Origin of the sequence: Marinobacter gelidimuriae, from assembly GCF_000372805.1 — a bacterium.
In the GTDB taxonomy this organism is placed as follows: Bacteria; Pseudomonadota; Gammaproteobacteria; order Pseudomonadales; family Oleiphilaceae; genus Marinobacter; species Marinobacter gelidimuriae.
The window spans coordinates 42990-65438 of sequence record NZ_KB889827.1 but is presented as its reverse complement, the minus strand read 5'-3'; the positions used below and the strand labels follow the sequence as shown (position 1 = coordinate 65438).

Annotated in this window: 24 protein-coding genes; 12 read left to right on the top strand and 12 right to left on the bottom strand. The window is 56.1% G+C overall.

The features are described from left to right. Window positions 1–36 precede the first annotated feature (36 nt). Together A3OI_RS0100335 and A3OI_RS0100330 are read left to right on the top strand one after the other, a co-directional pair. Complete coding sequence (locus A3OI_RS0100335) at window positions 37–3771, top strand: YhdP family phospholipid transporter (RefSeq protein ID WP_018402372.1); 3735 nt, start codon at window positions 37–39, stop codon at window positions 3769–3771. A 107-nt stretch (window positions 3772–3878) separates the two neighbouring features. Then, window positions 3879–4721, top strand: a complete 843-nt coding sequence (locus tag A3OI_RS0100330) for a carbon-nitrogen hydrolase family protein (RefSeq protein ID WP_018402371.1) — start codon at window positions 3879–3881, stop codon at window positions 4719–4721. 39 nt (window positions 4722–4760) lie between these two features. Here A3OI_RS0100330 and yjgA read toward each other — a convergent pair whose 3' ends face one another. The 12 genes from yjgA to A3OI_RS0100270 form a co-directional block, all read right to left on the bottom strand. Beyond that, window positions 4761–5285, bottom strand: coding sequence for a ribosome biogenesis factor YjgA (gene yjgA, locus A3OI_RS0100325; RefSeq protein ID WP_018402370.1), 525 nt, complete (start codon window positions 5283–5285; stop codon window positions 4761–4763). Between the two features lie 66 nt (window positions 5286–5351). Next, entirely contained in the window at window positions 5352–6713 is a 1362-nt protein-coding gene (mgtE, locus tag A3OI_RS0100320) for a magnesium transporter (protein ID WP_018402369.1), read from the bottom strand. A 61-nt stretch (window positions 6714–6774) separates the two neighbouring features. Further along, window positions 6775–7044 carry an HPr family phosphocarrier protein gene (locus A3OI_RS0100315; RefSeq protein WP_018402368.1) on the bottom strand — a complete coding sequence of 90 codons (270 nt, stop codon included), beginning with the start codon at window positions 7042–7044 and terminating at the stop codon, window positions 6775–6777. 7 nt (window positions 7045–7051) lie between these two features. Continuing rightward, complete coding sequence (gene rapZ, locus A3OI_RS0100310; protein WP_018402367.1) at window positions 7052–7936, bottom strand: RNase adapter RapZ; 885 nt, start codon at window positions 7934–7936, stop codon at window positions 7052–7054. A 52-nt stretch (window positions 7937–7988) separates the two neighbouring features. Further along, on the bottom strand, window positions 7989–8456 hold the full coding sequence (ptsN, locus tag A3OI_RS0100305) for a PTS IIA-like nitrogen regulatory protein PtsN (RefSeq protein WP_018402366.1): 468 nt from the start codon (window positions 8454–8456) through the stop codon (window positions 7989–7991). 84 nt (window positions 8457–8540) lie between these two features. After that, window positions 8541–8840: a ribosome hibernation promoting factor gene (hpf, locus tag A3OI_RS0100300; RefSeq protein ID WP_018402365.1), complete on the bottom strand. Its 300-nt coding sequence runs from the start codon at window positions 8838–8840 to the stop codon at window positions 8541–8543. 43 nt (window positions 8841–8883) lie between these two features. After that, complete coding sequence (locus A3OI_RS0100295; protein WP_018402364.1) at window positions 8884–10416, bottom strand: RNA polymerase factor sigma-54; 1533 nt, start codon at window positions 10414–10416, stop codon at window positions 8884–8886. A 170-nt stretch (window positions 10417–10586) separates the two neighbouring features. Continuing rightward, window positions 10587–11312: an LPS export ABC transporter ATP-binding protein gene (gene lptB / locus A3OI_RS0100290; protein WP_018402363.1), complete on the bottom strand. Its 726-nt coding sequence runs from the start codon at window positions 11310–11312 to the stop codon at window positions 10587–10589. Continuing rightward, window positions 11290–11877: a lipopolysaccharide transport periplasmic protein LptA gene (gene lptA / locus A3OI_RS0100285; RefSeq protein ID WP_018402362.1), complete on the bottom strand. Its 588-nt coding sequence runs from the start codon at window positions 11875–11877 to the stop codon at window positions 11290–11292. Before lptA ends, lptB begins: the two co-directional genes overlap by 23 nt. After that, window positions 11861–12478, bottom strand: coding sequence for an LPS export ABC transporter periplasmic protein LptC (gene lptC / locus A3OI_RS0100280; protein WP_018402361.1), 618 nt, complete (start codon window positions 12476–12478; stop codon window positions 11861–11863). Before lptC ends, lptA begins: the two co-directional genes overlap by 17 nt. Continuing rightward, the gene (locus A3OI_RS0100275) at window positions 12475–13083 is read right to left on the bottom strand and encodes a KdsC family phosphatase (protein ID WP_018402360.1); all 609 of its coding nucleotides are present in this window, start codon (window positions 13081–13083) and stop codon (window positions 12475–12477) included. Before A3OI_RS0100275 ends, lptC begins: the two co-directional genes overlap by 4 nt. Then, entirely contained in the window at window positions 13083–14063 is a 981-nt protein-coding gene (locus A3OI_RS0100270; protein WP_018402359.1) for a KpsF/GutQ family sugar-phosphate isomerase, read from the bottom strand. Before A3OI_RS0100270 ends, A3OI_RS0100275 begins: the two co-directional genes overlap by 1 nt. Window positions 14064–14299: 236 nt before the next feature. On the opposite strand from A3OI_RS0100270, the gene A3OI_RS0100265 reads away from it, so the two are divergent. From A3OI_RS0100265 to hisC, 10 genes are all read left to right on the top strand, one after another. Then, window positions 14300–15109 carry an ABC transporter ATP-binding protein gene (locus A3OI_RS0100265; RefSeq protein WP_018402358.1) on the top strand — a complete coding sequence of 270 codons (810 nt, stop codon included), beginning with the start codon at window positions 14300–14302 and terminating at the stop codon, window positions 15107–15109. Beyond that, window positions 15106–15888, top strand: a complete 783-nt coding sequence (gene mlaE / locus A3OI_RS0100260; protein ID WP_018402357.1) for a lipid asymmetry maintenance ABC transporter permease subunit MlaE — start codon at window positions 15106–15108, stop codon at window positions 15886–15888. The genes A3OI_RS0100265 and mlaE overlap by 4 nt, the downstream gene beginning before the upstream one ends. Window positions 15889–15915: 27 nt before the next feature. Next, window positions 15916–16365 carry an outer membrane lipid asymmetry maintenance protein MlaD gene (gene mlaD, locus A3OI_RS0100255; RefSeq protein WP_018402356.1) on the top strand — a complete coding sequence of 150 codons (450 nt, stop codon included), beginning with the start codon at window positions 15916–15918 and terminating at the stop codon, window positions 16363–16365. Window positions 16366–16401: 36 nt separating this feature from the next. Beyond that, window positions 16402–17064 (top strand): MlaC/ttg2D family ABC transporter substrate-binding protein, encoded by a 663-nt coding sequence (locus A3OI_RS0100250; RefSeq protein ID WP_018402355.1) that lies wholly within the window; start codon window positions 16402–16404, stop codon window positions 17062–17064. Further along, a complete protein-coding gene (locus A3OI_RS0100245) occupies window positions 17064–17405 on the top strand; it encodes an STAS domain-containing protein (RefSeq protein ID WP_018402354.1) in 342 nt (113 codons plus the stop codon). The genes A3OI_RS0100250 and A3OI_RS0100245 overlap by 1 nt, the downstream gene beginning before the upstream one ends. Window positions 17406–17523: 118 nt before the next feature. Continuing rightward, window positions 17524–17766, top strand: a complete 243-nt coding sequence (locus A3OI_RS0100240) for a BolA family protein (protein ID WP_018402353.1) — start codon at window positions 17524–17526, stop codon at window positions 17764–17766. A gap of 30 nt (window positions 17767–17796) precedes the next feature. Continuing rightward, window positions 17797–19059, top strand: a complete 1263-nt coding sequence (gene murA, locus A3OI_RS0100235) for a UDP-N-acetylglucosamine 1-carboxyvinyltransferase (protein ID WP_018402352.1) — start codon at window positions 17797–17799, stop codon at window positions 19057–19059. A 41-nt stretch (window positions 19060–19100) separates the two neighbouring features. Beyond that, entirely contained in the window at window positions 19101–19739 is a 639-nt protein-coding gene (hisG, locus tag A3OI_RS0100230; RefSeq protein WP_018402351.1) for an ATP phosphoribosyltransferase, read from the top strand. A gap of 279 nt (window positions 19740–20018) precedes the next feature. Beyond that, window positions 20019–21326: a histidinol dehydrogenase gene (hisD, locus tag A3OI_RS0100225; protein WP_018402350.1), complete on the top strand. Its 1308-nt coding sequence runs from the start codon at window positions 20019–20021 to the stop codon at window positions 21324–21326. Between the two features lie 39 nt (window positions 21327–21365). Further along, window positions 21366–22430, top strand: a complete 1065-nt coding sequence (gene hisC / locus A3OI_RS0100220; RefSeq protein WP_018402349.1) for a histidinol-phosphate transaminase — start codon at window positions 21366–21368, stop codon at window positions 22428–22430. The last annotated feature ends 19 nt before the right edge of the window (window positions 22431–22449 follow it).

Below are 22449 nucleotides of genomic sequence, written 5' to 3'. Positions count from 1 at the left end.
CTTGCTGCTGGCAACCGGCGTTTGGAGTAAGGCTCGGTGTCAAAGCAGGAATCTCCGCCCCCGGCCCCGAATTCCCTGCCGCTGCGCTGGTTAGCGCGTTTGTCTGCGCTGGTATGGTGGCTGGCGCTGGCTTTGTTGCTGCTGTTAGCTCTTTATGCCGGTTTGGGGCGCCAGTTGACCGCGGACATGAACCAGTACCGCGATACCTTGCAGACCCAGCTGTCGGAACAGCTGGGCTACACCGTTAGCATTGGCGAACTGTCGGCGCGTTGGTATTGGCTAAACCCGGAATTCAGCGCAAAAGATGTGATGGTCACAGAGACCGGCCTGGACGAGCCTTTGGCCTACTTGAGACATCTGCGAATGCGCGTGGATTTTCTGGCCTCGGTGTTGCGTTTGCGCCTGGTGCTGGAAAAGTTCGAGGCTGACGGTCTGGATCTGGCCCTGCGCCAGAAAGCGGCTGGGCAGGTGGTCCTTGCCGGCAGCGGTCTTGAGGTCAGCGACAATTCGTTGCAGCGCTTGGTCGCCTTGGCCGAACGCTGGCTTTCAAAACCTTTTGTCCGCATCACACGCATTCAGCTGGCCGTTTCCGACAGCAGTGGCAACCTGCGTCAACTGGACATTCCGCAACTTGATCTGCTTTATCAGCGCGGTCTTTTCCGCGCCTCCGGCCGCGCTATGCAAGCCGGCACCAATCAGCAGTTGGCCAGTTTTCGCCTGGTAGGCCGGCGCTTTCTGTTGGGTCAGTTCACCGGTCAACTTTACGTAGACGTTGCTTCCGGGCGCCTGTTTGATAGTCTGATCGACGACTATCGCTGGCGTGATATGCGGGTGGAAGGCTTTGATGTGGGCGGCCAGGCCTGGCTCAGCTTTCGTGACGGCCAGTTGGAGCAGGTCAACGGGACCTTGCGCACCCCCTACTTGCAATTAGGGGTCGGTGCCATGTCGCTGGCTCCGCTGGAAGACATTCGCGCCCGTTTTGGATGGCGCCGCGACGAGCAAACGCCTGGCGGCATCGGTGAATGGCACCTGCGGCAGCTGCAATGGCGTTGGAACGGCGATCAGGTGTCGCCATTCAGCGCACGACTGACAGCGCTGCCCAACAGCTCTGCCGAGGCCGGTACTGATTCCGCTGGCGTAAGATTTGTGGCTGATGCGCTCCCGCTGCGGCCATTGCGCCGGCTTGTGGCGGCATTGCCGCAGTTTGCCCAGGCGGCGTTGGACGACTACAAACCCGCAGGCTTTCTGGACGCTATGAGGTTGGACATACCCCACGCGGACCCGGCCGATTTTCAGCTCAGCGCCCGGCTGCGCGATGTCAAAGTTAACGCACACAACGGCGCGCCGGCTGCCAGCTATGTGCAAGGGCATATCTACGTTGACCGCCGTGGCGGCTATGTGGATATCTATGCCGCAGAGCAGCCGGTAGAAATAGAATTTCCTGAACTGTTTTCGGCACGCTGGCAGTTTCCCCGCTTCAAAGCCCTGGTAGCCTGGCAGATTGACGGTGCTCTTATACGGGTGTTTTCTGAAGGCATGCGCCTGGGCTTGGGTGAGCAGACCGAGTTGATTGGTGGTTTTGATCTGCGCCTGGATCAGCACGGCGATGATAATCTGGGTTTGCAGGTACAGATTGAGAACGGTGACGCTGCAATGATTGCGGACCTGGTGCCAGAGTACGCCGTGGCACCGGAGCTTTATAAATGGTTGACTACCACCATTGAGGCCGGCCGGATTTCCTCTGGCGCTTATTACGGCCACGGCCAGATTGGCGCTGGGGCGCCACCGGAGTCGTTTATGTCGGCTATGTGGTACCAGTTTGAAGAAGCCATTCTGCGCTATGACCCACAGTGGCCGGCGGTGACCGGCGCCCGCGGCCGGGTGGAAGTTCATAACGGCTCGGCGGTGGTCAGCGTAGAACAGGCAAATAGTGGTGGCTTGCAACTGCGGCCGAGCACGGTGCGGCTGGTCACTGATAACGACAGCCCCGTGGTGAGCGTTAACATAGCGGCTCAAGTGCCCGCGCAAGCCATTGACCTGTGGATGAAGAACAGCCCACTGGGAGAGGTTGCCGGCGACGGTTTAAGCCAGATTTCTCTTACCGGCAGTGCGGATTTACAGCTGGCTTTGCGCTTACCCTTAAATCAGCCCCGACAATTTTCAGTGGATGCCCTCGTGGCGGCCAACGATGTTGGTTTGCAACATCTGCCTTCAGGCCTGAAATGGACGCAGATTCGCGGGCAGGCCCGGTATCGCAGTAAACAGGGCTTCAGTGGCGCTCCGGTGCAGGGGGTGTTTGAGGGCCAGCCTGTCACCATAGGTTTGGCTAGTAACGAACCGGACGGGTTAACCGTCACCCAGAGTGGCCAGTTGGATGCTGAAGCCCTCAGGCAATTAGCGGGTGTAGGCGCTGATGCCAGTTACGGCATCAGTGGAGCGTTAACCTACAGCGCCGACCTGGTTCTTATGGCGGCCAGCCCGCCAGAGCTGGAGTTGTATTCAGACTTACGCGGGCTGGCCATAGACTGGCCAGGGTCTCTCGAAAAAGCGACGACTGAGACCGCGCCTTTACGCCTGACTCTGGATTCGTCGGTAAAAGACGGTGTGGCATTTGGGGTGAATTGGGAAAATCGTGGTCATGGCTATGTGCGTTCACTGGACACCGGGTTTGATGCCCGCGTGGATTACCTTCAGCTTGGTAGCAGTCGATTAAGTGATATAAACATCAGTGCTCTGGATCTGGATAAGCAATGGACAGTGCGATTGGACTCAGACCTGGTCAGCGGACGCATAGAGGTTCCTAACGACGGTTCTGAGCTGACGGTGGATTTACAACACCTGAACTTGCCCCGTAACGATTCGCAGGACCCAGCACCCACTGCAGCGGCGAACCTGCGCGATAGCGTTGACTCAGGCGCCGCGGCCGAACTGCGGCCCCAAGGCTGGCCTTCCGCAGATGTTCGCATAGCTCAGCTCGCCCTGGCCGGCGAGCCGCTGGGGCAATGGTCATTTTTGCTGCGCCCCCAGGCTGGTGGTGTAAACATCGGGTCCATTGAGGGCAAACTGGATTCCCTGGTGCTGGCGGGTGAATTCAATTGGCTGTTGCAAGGGCAAAATCAGGTTAGCCGTTTTAAAGGTAGCGTCACGGGGGGCCAACTGGCTGAACTTGGAGGGTTGTTTGGTGCGGATATACCTCTTGAGAACCTTGCGACCAATATTGAACTGGCGCTGGAATGGCCAGGTCGCCCGGACCAGTTCGGGCTCAAGCAGCTGAGCGGCGATATCAGCATGACCCTGGAAGACGGTGTGATTCTGCAACAAAACAACAGTGCCCAGCTGTTTCGCGTGTTCAACCTGCTGAACACCGACACCCTGTGGCGCAGGCTGCAGTTGGATTTCTCCGACTTGTATGAACGCGGCGTGGCGTTTGATGCGCTTTCTGGCAAAGCGCAGATTGCTAATGGGCTGTTAACCCTGAACCCCGAACTGCAAATTGTGGGTCCCTCTGGCGCCTTCAAACTCAGCGGCACCACCGATATGGCCGCTGAGAACCTGGACATGCGTCTGGTAGTGGTGGTGCCGTTAACTCAGAATTTGCCCTTGGCGGCTTTGCTAATGGGGGCCGGAGCGCCGATTGGCGGCGCTCTGTTTGTGCTGGACAAAATATTGGGTGATCCGTTAAGCAAGCTGACCAGCGCCAGTTATAAGGTGTCTGGAACCTGGAGCGAGCCCAAAACCAGCTTACAGGGCGTGTTCGGCACAGGTGACTAAACCCCGCTGCTGTTCGGGTTGATAATCGCGTTGGTCATGGGCACAGGAGTAAGGTGCCTGTCAGTAACAATTACGTTATTTGGCGGTAACAATTAAGGAGTGTGGTGATGACACAGCAATTCCCGGCGCTTGTGGCGGCCCTGCAAATGGTCAGTGGGCACCAGCTTCAGGATAACCTGAATGCTGCTGCGGCGCTGTTGCAGCAGGCCGCGGAGGCGGGCGTAAAGGTGGCGGTACTGCCGGAGAATTTCGCGGTACTGGCCAGCGACCAGATGCTTCCCTGCGGGAAGCAGGAGGCCGGTAACCAGAGTGTTATTCGGGCTTTTTTGGCTCAACAGGCGAAAACCCTGAAGCTTTGGATTGTAGGCGGTTCACTGCCGCTGGCACTGCGCCCAGACGGTTCGGTCATGGCTGACCGGGTGCGAGCCAGTTGCCTGGTGTTCAATGATCTGGGCGACGAAGTGGCGCGTTATGACAAAATCCACCTGTTTGATGCCCAGGTGGACGATGCTCACGGCCAATACCGCGAGTCGGATACCTTCGAAGCGGGGGACCAGGTGGTCACCGTGGACACGCCAGCCGGGCGCCTGGGACTGGCGGTTTGCTACGACCTGCGCTTTCCGGAGCTGTTCCGCGCGCTGCGTGACAAAGGCGCTGACTGGGCATGCCTGCCCAGCGCCTTTACCTGGAAAACCGGAAATGCCCACTGGCACGCGCTGATTCGGGCACGTGCCATTGAAAATCAGCTATACGTAGTGGCAGCCGGGCAGGGCGGGCACAACAGCAGCCAGCGCCGCACCTACGGCCATAGTTTGATTTGCGACCCCTGGGGCAGTGTGCTGGCCGAGGTCAACGAGGACGGCCCAGGGGTGGCGACCGCCGCGTTGGACAAACACTGGCTGGATCAGCTGCGCCAGCAAATGCCGGTATGGAGTCATCGCCGCCTGTAACGGTCGTTACGCAAGCAGTCAGAACCGCTTACCACTGGTTTACATTTGCTCGTTGGCGTCAATGCACTCGCGCAGGTAGCGGAACAGTTTTCGGCCGTGGCCGGCGCTTTGCGGCTTCTGCACTTCATTGCGGGCATTGCGTGCCAAATTGCGCAAATGCTGGATATCCGCACCCGGGCAGTGGCTTAAAAACTCGCCAATAATGCTGTCGCCCTCGGTGATGATACGGTCGCGCCAGCGCTCAGCCAGGTGATGGCGGCGGGTGTGCTCTACACTGCCCGCGGAGAACGCGGTGATAGCGGCCTGCAGTGCTTCGGGGTCGGGCTCCTGACGGATGATCTTGCCAATGTATTGCAGGTGCCGGCGCTTGGCTTCGTTTTGGCGAATGCGGACCGATTCGTCGATGGCGCGGCGCAGCGTGTCGCTGATTTGCAGGCTATCGAGCTGTTCATGGTTTAGCTCCAGCATTTGCTTGCCAATGCCTTGCAACGCGTGCATCTCGCGCTTGAGCTGGGACTTGCTGGGGCCGTCGTATTCAAACTCTTCTTCGTTATGATCAATCATTAGATTACCGGTTACTTAGGTGTAAAAAGCTATTCAGATGTAGAAAATTATCAAGATGTAAAAAGCTCAGGCATAAAAAAGAGTCGCCAGGCCAAGAAAGGCCACAAATCCGACAACGTCGGTGACGGTGGTTAGGATCACACCGCCGGCCAGTGCTGGGTCAATATTACGCGACTTCAGAAACAACGGTAACACGGTGCCCACCAGGGCTGCAGCGACAAGATTGATCATCAGCGCCGCGGCAATAATAGCGCCCAGCATAATATCCTTGAACCACAGGGTAGCCGCGCCGGCCACTACCAAAGCCCACAACACGCCATTCATTGCACTCACCAGAAACTCGCGGTTTAACAACCAGCCTACATTGGCGCTGCTAATCTGACCAACGGCCATACCGCGGATGACCAGTGTCAGGGTCTGGCTGCCGGCAATGCCGCCCATACTGGCCACAATGGGCATCAGCACCGCCAGTGCCACCACCTTGGTGATGGCCTCTTCAAACAGACCGATCACTCCAGAGGCGATAAACGCGGTCATTAGATTAATGCCCAGCCAAACCGCGCGCCTGCGCGAGGTTTTCCACACCGGCGCAAAGGTATCTTCATCGTCATCCAAACCCGCCATCCGCATCAGCGAGTGATCGGCATCCTCGCGGATAACATCGACCACGTCATCGATGGTGATGCGGCCCAGCAGTTTGCCATTTTCGGCTACCACCGGCGCCGAGATCAGGTCATAGCGCTCAAACAGGATGGCAACCTTGGTATCTGACAAAGTGACAGGGATGGGCTCAATATCGGTGTCCATCACTTCACGCACGGTGGCGGCAGGATTCGATACCAGCAAGGAAGTAACCGGCAGCATGCCGATAAATTCATCGCGACGGTTGACCACAATCAGGCTGTCGGTCATAGAGGGCAGGGTGCGGTGGCGGCGCAGATAGCGCAGCACCACGTCAATGCTGATGTCCGGGCGCACCGTAATGGTGTCGGTGTTCATCAAACCGCCGGCGGTGTCTTCGGGGTACGACAGCACCTCTTCCACCCGCTGGCGGTCTTGTTCGTCCATGGTGTTCAGAACTTCCTGAATCACCGTGTCGGGGAGCTGCTGAAGCAAGTCGGCCAGATCGTCCGACTCAAAGTCTTCAATCAGATCGGCCAGCTCCTGAGCGTTGAATTTGCTTAGAAAATCGCCCCGAATGTCTTCATTTAGATACTGAAGGACTTCGCCTTCAAGCTGTTTGTCGACCAGATTCCACAGCAGCGACCGTTGCCGCGGAGGCGATGATTCCAGCAAGTGAGCGATATCACTGGGGCTGAGGCCGCCATTGAGGATGCGTGCCACTTGTTTCAGGGCACCACTGTCCAGCGCTTCTCCTAACGAGCGAAGACGCTGGCGTGCCTGGCTTTTTTCCAGAATATCGGTCATGGCTCATCCGCGGTCAGAAAACGGCTGTATTATAGCGGACTTGCGGGCACTGCGTGAGCGACTATTCGCCCTCGCCAAAGTAATCGTTGATCAGTTCTGTCAACGCGATGATGGCCTGTTGCTCGTCGTCACCGTCGGCAATCAGTTCAACTTCCGTGCCCTGGCTGGCGGCCAGCATCATCACCTGCATGATGTTTTTGGCATCCACTTCACGGCCTTTTCCGGCGATTCTGACTTTGCTTTGGTGAGCAGACGCTGTGGCCACCAGTTTGGCCGTTGCGCGGGCGTGCAGACCCAGTTTGTTGATGATAAAAAGCTGGCGTCGGATCATGGTTGAATCAGGCGTCCTGTGCGGTTTTCAGGTGCAGTAGTTCGGAGTGACGTACTTGCACGTTGTTGCTGTGCTGGCGGAAGTGGGCGCCCATTTGCTCGCAGACATAAACCGAGCGATGCTGGCCGCCGGTACAGCCAATGGAAATGGTCATGTAGCTGCGGTTGCTGTCGGCAAATGCCGGTAGCCACGAGGTCAGAAAAGCGATGATTTCCTGCACCATTTTTGCGCTCATGGGTTCGTTCTCCAAAAACTCGATCACCGGCTGGTCCATGCCGGTAAACTTGCGCAGAGAGGTGTCCCAGTGGGGATTAGGCAGGCAACGCACGTCAAATACGTAGTCTGAATCAACCGGTACGCCGTGCTTGAAACCGAATGACTGGAACAGCAGCGCCAGTTCCTGGTCTTTGCGGCCGACCACCCGCTGTTTGACCATGTCCCGCAAATCGTACATGCCCATGCCAGTGGTGTTGATGTACAGGTCAGCAAGATTCGACAAGGGTTCCAGCAGTTTTTTTTCTGAGCTGATGGCTTCGCGCAATGACGTGTGATCGTCGCTCAGTGGGTGCTTGCGTCGGGTAGCATGAAAGCGTTGCAGCAGAGATTGCTCGTCGGCGTCTAAAAATATGATTTCAGCGCTGACGCCGGTATCCTTCAGGCGTCCGTGAATATCTTCGAAATTGGCCAGCTCACCGGACAGGTTGCGCGCGTCTATACTCACCGCCATTTTGTGCAGGCGGCCGGCAGGCTCTTGTGCGGCAGCTTCTTTGGTCAGCGGGAACAGCAGGCCAATGGGTAAGTTGTCGATGCAGTAAAAACCCAGATCTTCAAGAACGTGCAACGCGGTACTTTTACCCGATCCGGAGCGGCCGCTAACAATAATCAGTTTCATCGTTAATAACCCTTTGAGTGCGAACGGTCGAAGTGGATCAGGTCAAGACAGATTAGCGTCCCGAGGTCATACGCTGAAATAGGGTAATGGCATCTTCCGACTGGCGCAGGCGGTCACAAAAAGCCCGGTCGTTGAATTTTTCTGCAAGCTGGCTAAGCAGCTCAAGATGCTCGCTGGTGGCTTCTTTTGGTACAACCAGAGCAAACACCAAATCTACCGGCTGGTTGTCAATGGCATCGAAGTCCACGCTCTCGCTGAGGGTGATCAACAGGCCAATAACGTGCTCCAGGCCTTCCAGGCGGCAGTGGGGGATGGCGATGCCCTGCCCGATTCCGGTGGACCCCAGGCGCTCGCGGGCAATCAGATTGCTGAATATCTGAGTGTCGCCCAAGGTGGCGTTATGCAGGTGAATCTGCTCTGCAATAAACTCAAGAACCCTTTTCTTGCTGGACGCTGGCACGTTGCAAAGTGTCAGTTCCGGGGCAAGGATGGTTTCTATAGTCAGGGATGTCTCGCTCATGGGTCGACGGTACTTCCATTAAAAAAAGGCTGCGGCATGGTGCCATGCCGCAGCGCGTGAAGCGTTTACGCGTTGTATCCGGTGTTAGTTACCATGCATCCGGGATACTTGCTTTTCTTTGTACTTGAGGATCTGGCGGTCCAGTTTGTCCACCAGAGCGTCAATAGCTGCGTACATGTCTTCATTTTCGGCCTTGGCGTGCAATTCGCCACCACTTATATTTACGGTAGCTTCGGCTATCTGGCGCAATTTTTCCACCTGCAGAGTCACATTGGTGTTACTTATCTGGTTGAAGTGGCGCTCCAGGCGCTGGAACTTTTCGTTCACGTACTCTTTGAGTGCTTCGGTCAGTTCGACATGATGGCCAGAAATATTGAGTTGCATAGGCTTCTCCTGCTATTGCATTGGTGTTGTTACGTTGGTGCTGCTACACCAGTCGCTTTCTTTCGTTCGATGGAGGTATTTGCAGTGCCTCCCGGTATTTGGCCACGGTACGCCGTGCCACTTGGATTCCCTGCTCCCCAAACATGGCGGCAATCTTGCTGTCGCTCAACGGTTTTTTGGAGGTTTCGACGGCTATCAGTTTTTTTATCATGGCGCGGATGGCGGTTGAAGAACATTCTCCGCCAGCATCGGTGCTGACATGGCTGGAGAAAAAATATTTAAGTTCAAAAATGCCGCGAGGTGTGTGCATGAACTTCTGGGTGGTTACCCGGGAGATGGTAGATTCATGCATTTCTACGGCTTGGGCGATTTCCGAGAGGATCAACGGCTTCATGGCTTCTTCCCCCTGGTCTAGAAAACCCTGTTGATATTCCACAATACGGGTAGCCACTTTCAGCAGCGTTTCGTTGCGACTTTGCAGGCTTTTAATGAACCATTTAGCCTCTTGCAACTGATCGCGCATGTAGGTGTTGTCAGCGCTGCTATCGGCGCGCTTTATAAATGAAGCATAGCTGGCATTGACGCGAATGCGCGGTGCAATCTCTGGGTTCAGCTCTACCCGCCAGCGCTCGTTGCGCTTGTACACAATCACGTCTGGAATCACGTAGTCCGGTTCGGTTCGGTCAATCACATCGCCGGGGCGCGGGTTCAGGCTGGTAATCAGCGCCAGTACGTGTTTTAGCTGGTCTTCTTTCAGGCGGCTACGGCGCAGCAGTTGGGCGTAGTCACGATTGCCCAGCAGGCTGATGTAGTGGGTGATGACCATGCGCGCCTGAGAAACCCAAGGGGTGCCTGGTGGCATCTGGTTCAGCTGGATTAGCAGGCATTCCTGCAAGTCGCGGCCAAACACACCGGGTGGGTCAAAAAACTGCAGGCGTCTTAGTACCGCTTCCAGTTCATCCAGTTCCAGAGGGTCGTCGTCATGCTCGTCCTGCAGGCCGGTATAAATCTCGGCCAGCGAGCTGCTCAGGTAGCCGCGCTCGTCAACAGCGTCCATCAGGGCGTGAGCAACGGCGCGGTCGCGGTCAGTCATGGTGGTCAGGTTGAGCTGCCACTCCAGGTAATCGCGCAGGGTTTCAGTAGGTGAGTTGCGGGTTTCAAAATCGTAGTCGTTATCGTCGCCATTACTGCTGGCCGGCGCCGGCGCCGATTGGTATACGTCGTCCCAGGCGGTATCTACCGGCAGGTCGTCTGGCAGGGTATCGGGTATTTCATTTTCGCTGGCCCAGTCGGGACCGTTTTCGTTTTCGTCCCAGTCTTTGCTGGTGTCTGGAGAGGCATCTGCTGCGCTGGAGTCCGTATTTTGATCGGTGTTGGTGTCCGCGTGCGTGGGTTTCTCATCGCCGTGATCGTCGTCTTCCGGTGCTTCCAACATAGGATTGGATTCCAGTGCCTGCTGGATTTCCTGTTGCAAGTCGAGGGTAGAAAGCTGTAGCAGGCGAATCGCCTGTTGGAGCTGGGGCGTCATGGTCAGGCTCTGGCCCAGCTTGAGCTGCAAAGAAGCTTTCATCACCATTCTTGGAAATCCATTACTCGATCGGTTGGCGCGTGGCAGCCACTAAAAAAAGGTTGGCTAACCGGGGTTTGCGTTCACAAGCAAGTTCTCTGCCGAGTCTACTAGAGTTCGCCGGGGAATCAACCGATTCACCTGTGGCGATGTCATCGCAAGCCCACTTCTAAGGTTTATTACAACCGGAATTCATTGCCCAGATAGACCTCTTTCACCCGTTGGTTGGCAAAAATTTCGACGGAGCTGCCTGAGGCAATAATGTGGCCGCCGGAGACAATGTAGGCGTTTTCGCAGATGTCCAGGGTGTCGCGCACGTTGTGGTCGGTGATCAGTACGCCTATGCCTTTGTCGCGCAGGTGGCGAATGATTTGCTTGATGTCGCTAACCGAGATTGGGTCTACCCCGGCGAAGGGTTCGTCCAGCAGAATAAAAGCGGGCTCCATAGCCAGAGCGCGAGCAATTTCTACTCGGCGACGCTCGCCCCCAGACAGTGCCATACCCATACTGTCGCGGATGTGATTGATGTGAAACTCGGCTAGCAATTCCTCTAACTTCGCCTCGCGTTCCGCCCGCTTCATACTTTTGCGGGTTTCCAGAATGGCCATGATATTGTCGCGCACGGTGAGTTTGCGAAACACCGAGGCTTCCTGGGGCAGGTAGCCAATGCCTTTGCGGGCACGGCCGTGCATGGGCAGCGGGGTGATGTCCTGGTTATCGATCGTAATGCGGCCGTGGTCAGCCTGCACCAGCCCGACAATCATGTAAAAGCAGGTGGTTTTTCCGGCACCGTTAGGGCCTAGCAGTCCGACGATTTCGCCGCTGCGAATTTCCAGCGAAACGTCAATCACCACTTTTTTCTGTTTGTAGCTTTTTGCCAGATTACTGGCTCTGAGAACGGCCATCGGATTCCTGTGTGCTGCGCGGCTGGATCGTCATTTCTACCCGGCCTGACCCGGAGCCTGCTTCGGTACTGCCTTGGGCAGTGACGACGCGGTTCACGGTGTCGTAAAGAATCAGTTCACCGCGAAAAATATTGCCAGTTTGCCTGATCACTGCGTCGCGTTCAAAGGTCAGCTGCCTCTCGGCAGCTGACCAGGTTATGGAGAGGGCTTTTGCGTCGGTTTCCCCTTTTCCGTTGGCCGTGGGCTGAACGTAGTGGGCCGGGGTGCCGGTGGCTTCAATGCGGTTAAGCCCATTTATGTCGCGGTAGAGCACCACCTCTTGAGCAAACAGCCTGGTATCGCCTTGCACCAGTTCAACGTCGCCGGTGTAGGTTGCGACACCTTTGGCATCGTCAAGCCGTGCTGAATTGGCGGCCACGTTGATGGGGATGTTGGAATCAAGATCAAAGGCCAGGCCTGGCGTGCTGACGAGTAAGCCTGCCAGCCCGAAGCTCATGCCCAGCCTCATACCCAGGCCTCGTGCGCGGCGCCAAAAGGGTGTGTTACGTTCAGTTGCCAGTTTCATAGCGTCCTTCCACCTGGGAATCAAGTTCCAGAATACGTTCATTGAGCCAGGCTTTCATGCCCGTGGCGTGGGTGATGCCGGTGGCGTCAACGATTTCGACGGGGGCATCGGTGTACGCCATATTAGTGCGGTTATCCAGCGTCAATCTGGTCGTGCTCAAGGTGGCGCTGCGCTCACCAATCTGTCGAACAATGCGCACATCACCCTCAAGCTCCAGCTGGCTGTTGCCGTCGCGCAGTTTGCCGTGTTTGGCGGTAAGCTGCCAGGGTTCTGAACCGGGCTGGCCTTGGATCGTGGCTTGCGGTTCGGCCATGATGGCGTATCCGTTGGCCTCGAACTGTTCAATGCGGGGGCTGACAAACTGGATTTTGATGGCGCCTTGTTCGTCGTAAGAGGTGTACAGGGCGTCCACCACAAAGCTGTCGGGCTCGCGGTCACCGCGCAGTTCGCTGTCTTGTGTTGGCGTTGGTACTTCGTTGTCGCTATGCCATAGCAGGGCAGCGGTGGCAATGAACGTGGCCAGAAGGGCAATCGTTTGCCACCTGGGGCGTTGTTCCGGCAACAGCGCAACAAGCAGGCCGCTGCCTCTACCTAAGGTCACGGTGCGCTTCCCGTGTCGCAGGCGGGCTTAAGACAGGTTTCAAGGTAGGGCGCGAGGGCCGTGTCGAGCTTGCCCTGGGACGCGAGAATCAGGTCGCAAGCCTCGCGCACCGCGCCATCACCGCCGCGGCTGCGGGTGCAATAATCGGCGTGCTCCTGCAGCAGCCAATAGCCGTTGGGCACCGTAATGCCAAGGCCGGCGTAGCGGAGTGCTGGCAAATCCGGCAAATCGTCGCCCATATACGCAATATCACTGGCCGGGATGCCCAGCAGATCGACAATCTCCAGCAGTGCGGTGTGTTTGTCCTTGCGGCCTTGCAACAGGTGCGGGATACCCAGGTCAGTCATGCGTTTTTCGGTCAGTGGTGAACGCCTTCCGGTAATGACTGCGACCGTAATGCCTGCGGCCATCAGCTGCTTGAGTCCGAGCCCGTCGAGAATGTTGAAGGCTTTTAGCTCGTCACCGCTGGCACTGAAGTAAATTTTGCCATCGCTCATGATGCCATCCACATCCAGTGCAATCAGGCGAATGTTGGCTGCCTTGGCAAGCACGCTGGCCGGCCATTGCGGGCGGAAATTAGGGGTATTTTTTACAAGTGTGTCCATTAAATGACCCCCGCACGCAGCAGATCGTGCATATTCAAGGCCCCCACCAGCTCACCGTGCTCACCAACGACTGGCAGGGCGCTGATCTTCATTTCTTCCATAATATTCAGAGCTTCTACTGCCAGTTGGTCGGCGCGGATGGTTTTGCCATTACGGGTCATCAGCTGTTCTATGGCGGTGGTGTGTACGTCTACATTTTTATCCAGGCTGCGGCGCAGGTCGCCGTCAGTGAATACGCCTATCAGGGCGCCGTTACTGTCCACCACAGTGGTCATGCCCAGGCCCTTGCGGGAAATTTCCAGTAGCGCACCGCTGAGGGTCGTACCTTCACTGACTACCGGAACGCTATCGCCACTGTGCATGATGTCTAATACTCGCAACAGCAGACGGCGCCCCAGGCGCCCCCCGGGGTGCGAAAACGCAAAGTCTTCGGCGCTAAAACCCCGTGCTTCCAACAGGGCAACGGCCAGGGCATCGCCCATCACCAATGTGGCGGTTGTACTGGATGTGGGTGCCAGGCCTAACGGGCAGGCTTCTTTAAGTACGCTAACGTCCAGATTGGCCAATGCTTCCTGTGCCAGAACCGACTGCGGGTCACCAGTCATGCTGATCAGCGGCGTGCCCATGCGTTTCAACAGTGGCAGCAGGGTGACCACTTCGTTGGTATTGCCGCTGTTGGAGATGGCGATCACCACGTCCTGGCTGGTAATCATGCCCAGATCACCATGGCTGGCCTCACCGGGATGAACGAAAAACGCCGGTGTGCCGGTACTGGCCAGAGTTGCGGCAATTTTGTTGCCAATATGGCCAGATTTGCCCATACCGGTCACCACGACACGGCCGCGGCAAGCCATAATTGCCTGACAGGCGCTTGTGAATGATTCACCAATACGCTGCTCAAGGCTGGTAATGGCATCGCGCTCGATGCGGATGGTGTTGAGCGCGGATTCTCGGAAATCCTTTGGCACTGGGTCTGTCATCCTGTTCCTGCTCTTTTAGGTCTAATTCGGCTGATGGCCGAGATTTCGCCACTTGGGCTGTCATGAAGCGCCGCTTGGGCTGTCGTGAAACAGAGTATAACATTGCACAGCCGTGGGCTGTCTCTGAATGGGTCAAAACCCGGCTGCGGCCAGTTCGCAAGGTTACATTTTAGCCATAGCGGATTGAGCTTGAGTGCGTCTTGGCATAATGTAGCGGCTCTTTTAAGGGGTAGGTTATGGCAGAAGCTGCTTATATTTTCTTGGAAAACGTGGTTTTTTCGCGGTCTGGGCGGCGTGTTTTTGATGGCCTCAGTTTGCAAATTCCTCGTGGCAAGATCACTGCGATCATGGGCCCTAGTGGCACCGGGAAAACAACATTGTTGCGTCTAATTGGCGGACAACTGAAGCCGGAGTCTGGCTCGGTTTTGGTTGACGGCCACGACATACCCAAGCTGCGGCGCGGTGCGCTGTTTCAGCTGCGGAAAAAGATGGGCATGCTGTTCCAAAGCGGGGCCCTGTTTACCGATGTGAGCGTGTACGAGAACGTAGCCTTCCCCCTGAGGGTACACACCAAACTGCCGGAAGACATGATTCGCGACATCGTTCTGATGAAGTTGGAAGCCGTGGGCCTGCGCGGCGCGCGCGACCTGATGCCCGCAGAGCTGTCCGGCGGCATGACGCGGCGAGTGGCCTTGGCTCGCAGCATTGTGTTGGACCCAGAACTGATTATGTATGACGAGCCCTTTGCCGGCCAAGACCCCATTGCCATGGGCGTGGTGGTGAAGCTTATTCGACAACTGAACATTGCCATGGGTCTGACCAGCGTGCTGGTGTCTCACGACGTGCCGGAATCACTCAATATTTGTCACTACGCCTGTATTCTTTCTGACGGCAAGGTGATCGGCGCGGGCACGCCGGAGCAGCTGCGTGAGCACTCATCAGACAAGGTGCAGCAGTTCTTGCAGGGCAAGCCCGACGGGCCCGTACCTTTTCACTATCCGGCGCCAGAACGCGCCGTCGATTTCGGCCTGGGAGCAAAGCAATGATGGATGCGATTGCCCGCCTGGGCAAAAACACGCTGGATTTTCTGGCGTCTTTCGGGCGAGCCAGTCAGTTTTTGCTGGGCGTGCTGGTAGGTGTGCCAAAACCGTCGGTGGGCTTACCGCTGCTGTTGAAACAGATATATTCGGTTGGGGTGCTGTCACTGGTGATTGTGGTGGTTTCCGGGCTGTTTATTGGCATGGTACTTGGGTTGCAGGGCTACACGATTCTCAGCGACTTTGGCTCTGAGTCGGCCATTGGCCAGATGATTGCCCTGACCCTGGTGCGCGAATTGGGGCCGGTGGTGACCGCGCTCTTGTTCGCTGGCCGCGCCGGTTCGGCGTTGACCGCAGAAATTGGCCTGATGAAAGCCACAGAACAGCTTTCGAGCATGGAAATGATGGGCGTAGACCCTTTGCGCCGAGTGATAGCGCCGCGGTTATGGGCGGGCTTTCTGAGTATGCCCATTCTGGCCGTGGTGTTTTCGATGGTGGGTATCCTTGGTGGTATGCTGGTGGGAGTGGAATGGCTGGGTGTGTTCGAAGGCTCGTTCTGGGGCAACATGCAGGCTTCGGTTGATTTTCGTGACGACGTGCTAAACGGCGTCATAAAAAGTGTGGTGTTTGGCTTTGTGTGCGCCTGGATTGCGGTGTATCAAGGCTATGACTGTGTGCCAACATCCGCCGGCATCAGTTCGGCAACCACAAAAACCGTGGTGTATTCGTCGCTGGCCGTGCTTGGGCTGGACTTTATATTGACCGCCGTAATGTTCGGCAATTTCTGATTATCTGGAAATTAACAGGAGCCGGTGATGGCGCAAAGAACGACTGAAATAATTGTTGGATTGTTCGTGCTGGCAGGTATGGGTGCCATGATGTTTTTGGCGCTGCAAGTCAGCGGTTTGTCATTGGCTGCGGCTGGTAGCACCTACACCGTATATGCAGACTTTACCGATACTGGAGGCCTGGGGCCGCGGGGTAGAGTGTCAATGGCGGGCGTGCAGGTTGGTTCTATCGAGTCTATCGAGCTGGATCGAGACACGTTTAAGGCCCGCGTAACATTGTCTATTGACTCCGATGTCAACAACATTCCTGCTGACAGCGCCGCGATGATACGCACATCCGGTCTGCTGGGTGAGCAGTATATCGACATATCCATTGGTGGTGATTTGGAGTCGCTGCAGCCGGGTGACAACTTTTACACTACCCAGTCGGCGATGAATATCGAACGGCTGATCAGTAATTTTGCCTCTGGCCGCTAAGGCCTTTTTAACAAGCACCCAACCGGAGACACCAAGATGGCCATCGCGCGTTATCGATCCATTTTTCTGTTCGTTTTGCTCAGTCTGCTGGCCGTGTCTGTTCAAGCCGATACTGAAGAACAGTTACGAGCTTATGTGAACGACAACACCCAGCGCATGGTTGAACAGCTCAACCGGGAGCGGGGGCTATACCAAGACGACGCCGAAGCGTTTTACAGCAGCATGAATCAAACGATGGACGGCTTTGTTGACTTTCGCCGCATTGCTGCCCGGGTGATGGGGCGTTATGCCCGCCAGGCGTCTCCGGAACAGCGTGATCAGTTTGTAGAAAAGTTCAAGCGCAGCTTGTTTGAGAGCTATGCCCAGGCTTTAGTAGAGTCGCGCAACTTTCGCATCGAGGTGCTAGGCGCTACGTTCAACCCCCGCGATGATAACCGTGCGTCTGTGGATATGCAGGTGATCACCGAAACAGGCAATCGCTATCCGGTTACCTATTCCATGTATCGCGCCAAAAACGACCAGTGGATGATGGAAAACGTGATCGTGGAAGGCGTGAACATTGGGCTCGCGTTCCGTGACCGTTTCAGTCAGGAAATGGAAGCCAATCGGGACCAAGTGCAGGTGGTGATCGACGGCTGGAATGATGCGGCTGATAGCCTCAATCTGGAGCAGGCCATTGACGAAAAAGCAGGGCAATAATGAGCGCCAGTAACCCGCAGCCAACGCTTAATTTCAGCGACAATAACCTGACAATTGACGGCCAGGCCGATGCTATGGCCGCTGCCGACCTGCGCCAGCGCGGAGAGGCTTTGCTGGCAGGGGCCAAAGGCGACATCACCGTGGATTTGGCCAAGTTGACCAGCGCTAGCAGCTCGTTACTGTCAGTACTTTTGTGTTGGCAACGGTTCGCCCACGAGCGCTCGCTGAACCTGCGCTTTGATCACCCCGGTGAGCGCTTGCTGGCGCTGGCCGCGCTGGCGAATCTGAATGACGCATTACCAGGGTTTTCCGCTGTCAGGCCTGGCGTAAACGCGGATTAACCTGGCAAGCATCGCTGGCGGCCAGCATTGATGCGGATTATCCAATGCGAAAGCTGACCCTGGCTAAGGAATTGGTTACAATTCCGCCCCTTGATTTTTCAATGTCCGTGGAGTGTTTATGGATGTCGCCGAAATTGCCACGCTGGTGCAGAATGAGCTGCCAGACTGTGAGATTCAGGTGCAGATTGACGGTTCACATTGCATGGTTGTGGCAGTGGGCGACGTTTTTGAGGGTTTACCAACCATCAAGCGCCAACAGCTGATCAATAAAGCGCTGTTTCAGATGATTATGGATGGCACCATTCACGCTCTGCATCCCAAGGCCTTTACTCCCGCCGAATGGGCTGCGCGCCAGGGCTGATAGCCCGCAAAATACAGGATACTATTTGTTGTGGATAAACTTCTGATTCGCGGGGGCAGGCCGCTAGACGGTGAAATCCGCATTTCCGGCGCCAAAAACGCTGCTTTGCCGATTCTTGCTGCGACACTTTTGGCCGATGAACCGGTCACCATCAGCAATCTGCCGCACCTGCACGATGTCACCACCATGATTGAGCTGCTTGGCCGTATGGGCGTTGAGCTGATGATTGATGAGAAGATGAGTGTCGAGATTCACGCCAACACCATCAAGCACTTCCATGCACCCTACGAGCTTGTGAAAACCATGCGCGCGTCCATTCTGGTGTTAGGCCCGTTGGTAGCGCATTTTGGCGAAGCACAGGTTTCTTTGCCCGGCGGTTGTGCCATTGGTAGCCGCCCGGTAAACCTGCACATTCAGGGCCTGGAAGCCATGGGCGCTGAGATTTCCGTGGAAAATGGCTACATAAAAGCTAAAACCAATGGCCGCCTGAAGGGCGCGCACATTTTCATGGATATGGTGACCGTTACCGGTACTGAAAACCTGCTGATGGCAGCGACTCTGGCCGATGGCAAAACCATTCTGGAAAATTCTGCTTGCGAGCCAGAAGTGGTGGATTTGGCTGAGTGCCTTATTGCCATGGGCGCCGATATTAAAGGTCATGGCACTTCTACCATTGAGATTAACGGTGTAGAGCGTCTGCATGGCTGCCACCATCATGTACTGCCCGACCGAATTGAAATTGGCACCTATCTTGTGGCTGCTGCTGCTACCGGTGGCAGAATAAAACTGAAAGATACCCGCGAAGGTCTGATGGATGTGGTGTTATCCAAGCTGGAAGAAGCTGGCGCCCACATTACCAGTGGTAAAAACTGGATAGAGCTGGATATGAAGGGCAAGCGCCCCAAAGCCGTCAGTATTCGTACCGCTCCCTATCCTGCATTTCCTACCGACATGCAGGCCCAGTTTGCGGCCATGAACTGTATCGCCGAAGGTACGGGCACCATCATAGAAACGGTTTTTGAAAACCGCTTCATGCATTTGCAAGAGCTGATCCGCATGGGTGCCGATATCACCATGGAAGGCAACGCGGCGATTATAAAGGGCGTTGACCATTTGACTGGCGCACCGGTCATGGCCACCGACTTGCGTGCCTCTGCCAGCCTTGTGATTGCCGGCTTGGTAGCCCAGAGCGACACGGTGGTTGATCGTATTTACCACATCGATCGCGGTTACGAGTGCATCGAGGAAAAGCTGCAGTTGCTGGGTGCCAGCATTCGCCGTTTGCCGGGTTAAGTAACACGGCAGCAAAGAGCTAACGGGAAACCGGATACGATATGACAGATTCCATCACCATTGCCTTGTCGAAAGGCCGCATTCTGGAAGAAACCTTGCCCTTGCTGGCAGAAGCCGGAATTGAGCTGATCGACGACGTAAATAAGTCCCGCAAGCTGGTGTTTCCTACCACCAGCGACCATGTGCGCGTGCTTATTCTTCGAGCCACCGACGTTCCGACCTATGTGCAATACGGTGCTGCTGACTTGGGCGTGACGGGCAAAGACACGCTGATGGAACACGGTGGTGAAGGCCTCTACGAGCCGCTGGACTTGAATATCGCTCGCTGCCGCCTGATGACCGCCGGCGCCAAAGGGTGTCCGGTCCCGACTGGGCGCTTGAAGGTCGCTACCAAGTTTGTGAATCTGGCGCGGCGCTATTATGCAGCTCAAGGCCGCCAAGCCGACATCATCAAGCTTTACGGTGCGATGGAGCTGGCGCCGATTCTGGGTCTGGCCGATGAGATTGTCGACATTGTTGATACCGGCAACACCTTGAAAGCCAACGGCTTGGAAGCGCGGGAATTAATCGAACATATCAGCACCCGATTAATTGTGAATCGTGCCTCCATGAAAATGAAACACGAACGTATAAATCCCATTATCGAAATGATGTCGGCTGCGGTGGAAAAACGCCGTTAGTTCACGGATACATGGGAGGTTGCGTCCGTAAACGGCTTGCGTCCTTGCATTGGTGCCTTTAGCGCCTGTGGGGCGGCCTACCAAAACACGCTCAAGCACGTCCATGTGACGCTTGGGCTACGCCATCCATGGCTCCGCACAGTTTTGGTAGGCCGCCCCACAGTCCCTTCGCTGAACTTTGGGTGGTGGCAAGCCCTTTACGAGCGCTTGCCACGAGTTGCCTATAGGCATCACTTTTTAGTTTCAACTTCAGTTTTTATTCACTACAGGGTTTAACACATGACCGTTAACATCCAGCGATTGAACGCCTCCGATGCAGACTTTGACAGCGCGCTATCTGCCCTGTTGGCCTGGGATGACAGCGTGGATCATCAGGTGAACGAGTCGGTGCGTCATATTCTGCACGAGGTGAAAACCCGCGGCGACGCGGCTGTTCTGGAGTTTACGGCCAAGTTTGACCGCTTGAGCGTTGGCAGCGTAGCCGAGTTGGAAATGAGTCAGGAACGGTTGCAGCATGCCTTGAAAACCATTCCTCAGGACCAGCGTGATGCCTTGGAGCACGCAGCTCGCCGGGTGCGGGATTATCACCAGCGTCAGAGTCAGGAGTCCTGGCAATATGAAGACGCCGACGGCACGGTGCTAGGGCAGAAGATTACGCCGATTGATCGGGCAGGGCTGTATGTGCCCGGCGGCAAAGCGGCCTATCCATCGTCTGTTCTGATGAACGCCATACCGGCAAAAGTCGCCGGCGTGGCCGAAGTGATTATGGTGGTGCCGACACCGGATGGCGTGGTGAATGACATGGTGCTGGCGGCGGCGGCGATTGCCGGAGTAGACCGTGTATTTACCATTGGCGGAGCGCAAGCTGTGGCCGCGCTGGCTTATGGCACTGACACGGTGCCGGCGGTGGATAAGATTGTGGGCCCGGGCAACATTTTTGTAGCTACTGCCAAGCGCGAGGTGTTTGGCACCGTGGGTATCGACATGATTGCCGGGCCATCAGAAATTCTGGTGATTTGTGACGGTCAGACCGATCCGGACTGGATTGCGATGGATCTATTTTCTCAGGCCGAGCACGACGAACAGGCCCAGTCGATTCTGATCAGCCCCAGCGCCGAGTTTCTGGATGCGGTGGAAGTCAGTATTGAACGACTGCTGCCCACCATGGAGCGGGCGGAAATTATCCGCACCTCATTAGCCGATCGCGCGGCTTTGATTCAGGTTGCCGATCTGGCAGAAGCGGCCGAAGTATCCAATCGAATTGCGCCGGAGCATCTGGAATTGTCCGTTGCTGAGCCGCAAGCGTTGTTGGCGGACATTCGCCATGCCGGTGCTATTTTTATGGGCCGGTATACCGCCGAGGCCCTTGGGGACTATTGTGCCGGCCCGAATCACGTGCTGCCTACTAGCGGTACCGCGCGCTTTTCATCGCCTCTGGGTGTCTACGATTTCCAGAAGCGCTCATCCATTATCGGATTTAGCGCCGAAGGTGCGAGCCGTATGGGGCGAGTGGCTTCCGTGCTGGCCAGAGGCGAGGGCCTGACCGCCCACGCGCGTTCGGCAGAATACCGGATTCAGCAAGATTAGACGCCGCATTACCAACGGCCACCGCTACGGAGAAAACCCATGAGCAAATTCTGGAGCCCACTGGTTCACGATTTGGTGCCTTATATTCCCGGGGAACAGCCCAAAATCGCTAACCTGGTAAAACTCAATACCAACGAGAACCCCTTTGGCCCGTCGCCCAAGGTCATCGAAGCCATTCAGGCCGAGCTTAACGATAATCTGCGCCTGTATCCGGACCCCGAGGGTCAGGCGCTGAAGGCAACCATTGCCACCTACCACGGTATTAAAACCGACCAAGTGTTTCTGGGTAACGGTTCCGACGAAGTTTTAGCGCACGTTTTTTGCGCACTGTTTCAGCAGGACCAACCGATACTTTACCCGGACATCAGCTACAGCTTTTATCCTGTGTATTGCGGTCTTTACAACATCAAGGCTCGCAAAGTGCCATTGAATGACGAGTTTGCGATTGACCCTGATGATTACAGCCAGCCCAACGGAGGCGTCATTTTTCCCAATCCGAATGCGCCCACTGGCCGCTACCTGAACCTTACCGAAATTGCGGTGGTGCTAAAGGCCAATCCCGACCGAGTCGTCGTTATTGACGAAGCTTACATCGACTTCGGCGGCGAAACCGCCATTGACTTAATTGACCTTTATCCAAATCTGCTGGTTACCCAAACCCTGTCGAAATCACGTTCGCTGGCGGGTTTGCGGGTCGGGTTTGCTGCCGGTAATGCGGAACTGATAGAGGCTCTGAACCGGGTGAAAGACAGCTTCAACAGCTACCCTCTTGATCGCCTTGCTTTGGCGGGCGCACAGGCCGCGTATGAAGACGATGACTGGTTTCAGGACAGCCGAAACGGGGTAATTCGTGAGCGTGAGCGGGTTAGCGAATGTCTGCAGAAACTGGGCTTTGAGGTGCTTCCGTCCAGAGCCAATTTTGTGTTTGCCCGCCATCCGCAACGGGCTGGAGTTGATTTGGCGAACGGTTTACGCGAGCAGGGTGTGATCATTCGGCACTTCAACAAGCCGCGGATCAACGAGTTTCTGCGTATCACCATTGCTAAAGCGCCGCAGAATGATGCTCTGTTGGAGGCGTTAAAAACACTCTGTGATACACGCTGATTATCGAGGTCTGGCACTG

Coding starts and splice junctions, on each gene's coding strand:
- A3OI_RS0100330 (WP_018402371.1), top strand. CDS start 3,879: ATGACACAGCAATTCCCGGCGCTTGTGGCGGCCCTGCAAATGGTCAGT.
- yjgA (WP_018402370.1), bottom strand. CDS start 5,285: ATGATTGATCATAACGAAGAAGAGTTTGAATACGACGGCCCCAGCAAG.
- mgtE (WP_018402369.1), bottom strand. CDS start 6,713: ATGACCGATATTCTGGAAAAAAGCCAGGCACGCCAGCGTCTTCGCTCG.
- A3OI_RS0100315 (WP_018402368.1), bottom strand. CDS start 7,044: ATGATCCGACGCCAGCTTTTTATCATCAACAAACTGGGTCTGCACGCC.
- rapZ (WP_018402367.1), bottom strand. CDS start 7,936: ATGAAACTGATTATTGTTAGCGGCCGCTCCGGATCGGGTAAAAGTACC.
- ptsN (WP_018402366.1), bottom strand. CDS start 8,456: ATGAGCGAGACATCCCTGACTATAGAAACCATCCTTGCCCCGGAACTG.
- hpf (WP_018402365.1), bottom strand. CDS start 8,840: ATGCAACTCAATATTTCTGGCCATCATGTCGAACTGACCGAAGCACTC.
- A3OI_RS0100295 (WP_018402364.1), bottom strand. CDS start 10,416: ATGGTGATGAAAGCTTCTTTGCAGCTCAAGCTGGGCCAGAGCCTGACC.
- lptB (WP_018402363.1), bottom strand. CDS start 11,312: ATGGCCGTTCTCAGAGCCAGTAATCTGGCAAAAAGCTACAAACAGAAA.
- lptA (WP_018402362.1), bottom strand. CDS start 11,877: ATGAAACTGGCAACTGAACGTAACACACCCTTTTGGCGCCGCGCACGA.
- A3OI_RS0100275 (WP_018402360.1), bottom strand. CDS start 13,083: ATGGACACACTTGTAAAAAATACCCCTAATTTCCGCCCGCAATGGCCG.
- A3OI_RS0100270 (WP_018402359.1), bottom strand. CDS start 14,063: ATGACAGACCCAGTGCCAAAGGATTTCCGAGAATCCGCGCTCAACACC.
- A3OI_RS0100265 (WP_018402358.1), top strand. CDS start 14,300: ATGGCAGAAGCTGCTTATATTTTCTTGGAAAACGTGGTTTTTTCGCGG.
- mlaE (WP_018402357.1), top strand. CDS start 15,106: ATGATGGATGCGATTGCCCGCCTGGGCAAAAACACGCTGGATTTTCTG.
- mlaD (WP_018402356.1), top strand. CDS start 15,916: ATGGCGCAAAGAACGACTGAAATAATTGTTGGATTGTTCGTGCTGGCA.
- A3OI_RS0100250 (WP_018402355.1), top strand. CDS start 16,402: ATGGCCATCGCGCGTTATCGATCCATTTTTCTGTTCGTTTTGCTCAGT.
- A3OI_RS0100245 (WP_018402354.1), top strand. CDS start 17,064: ATGAGCGCCAGTAACCCGCAGCCAACGCTTAATTTCAGCGACAATAAC.
- A3OI_RS0100240 (WP_018402353.1), top strand. CDS start 17,524: ATGGATGTCGCCGAAATTGCCACGCTGGTGCAGAATGAGCTGCCAGAC.
- hisG (WP_018402351.1), top strand. CDS start 19,101: ATGACAGATTCCATCACCATTGCCTTGTCGAAAGGCCGCATTCTGGAA.
- hisD (WP_018402350.1), top strand. CDS start 20,019: ATGACCGTTAACATCCAGCGATTGAACGCCTCCGATGCAGACTTTGAC.
- hisC (WP_018402349.1), top strand. CDS start 21,366: ATGAGCAAATTCTGGAGCCCACTGGTTCACGATTTGGTGCCTTATATT.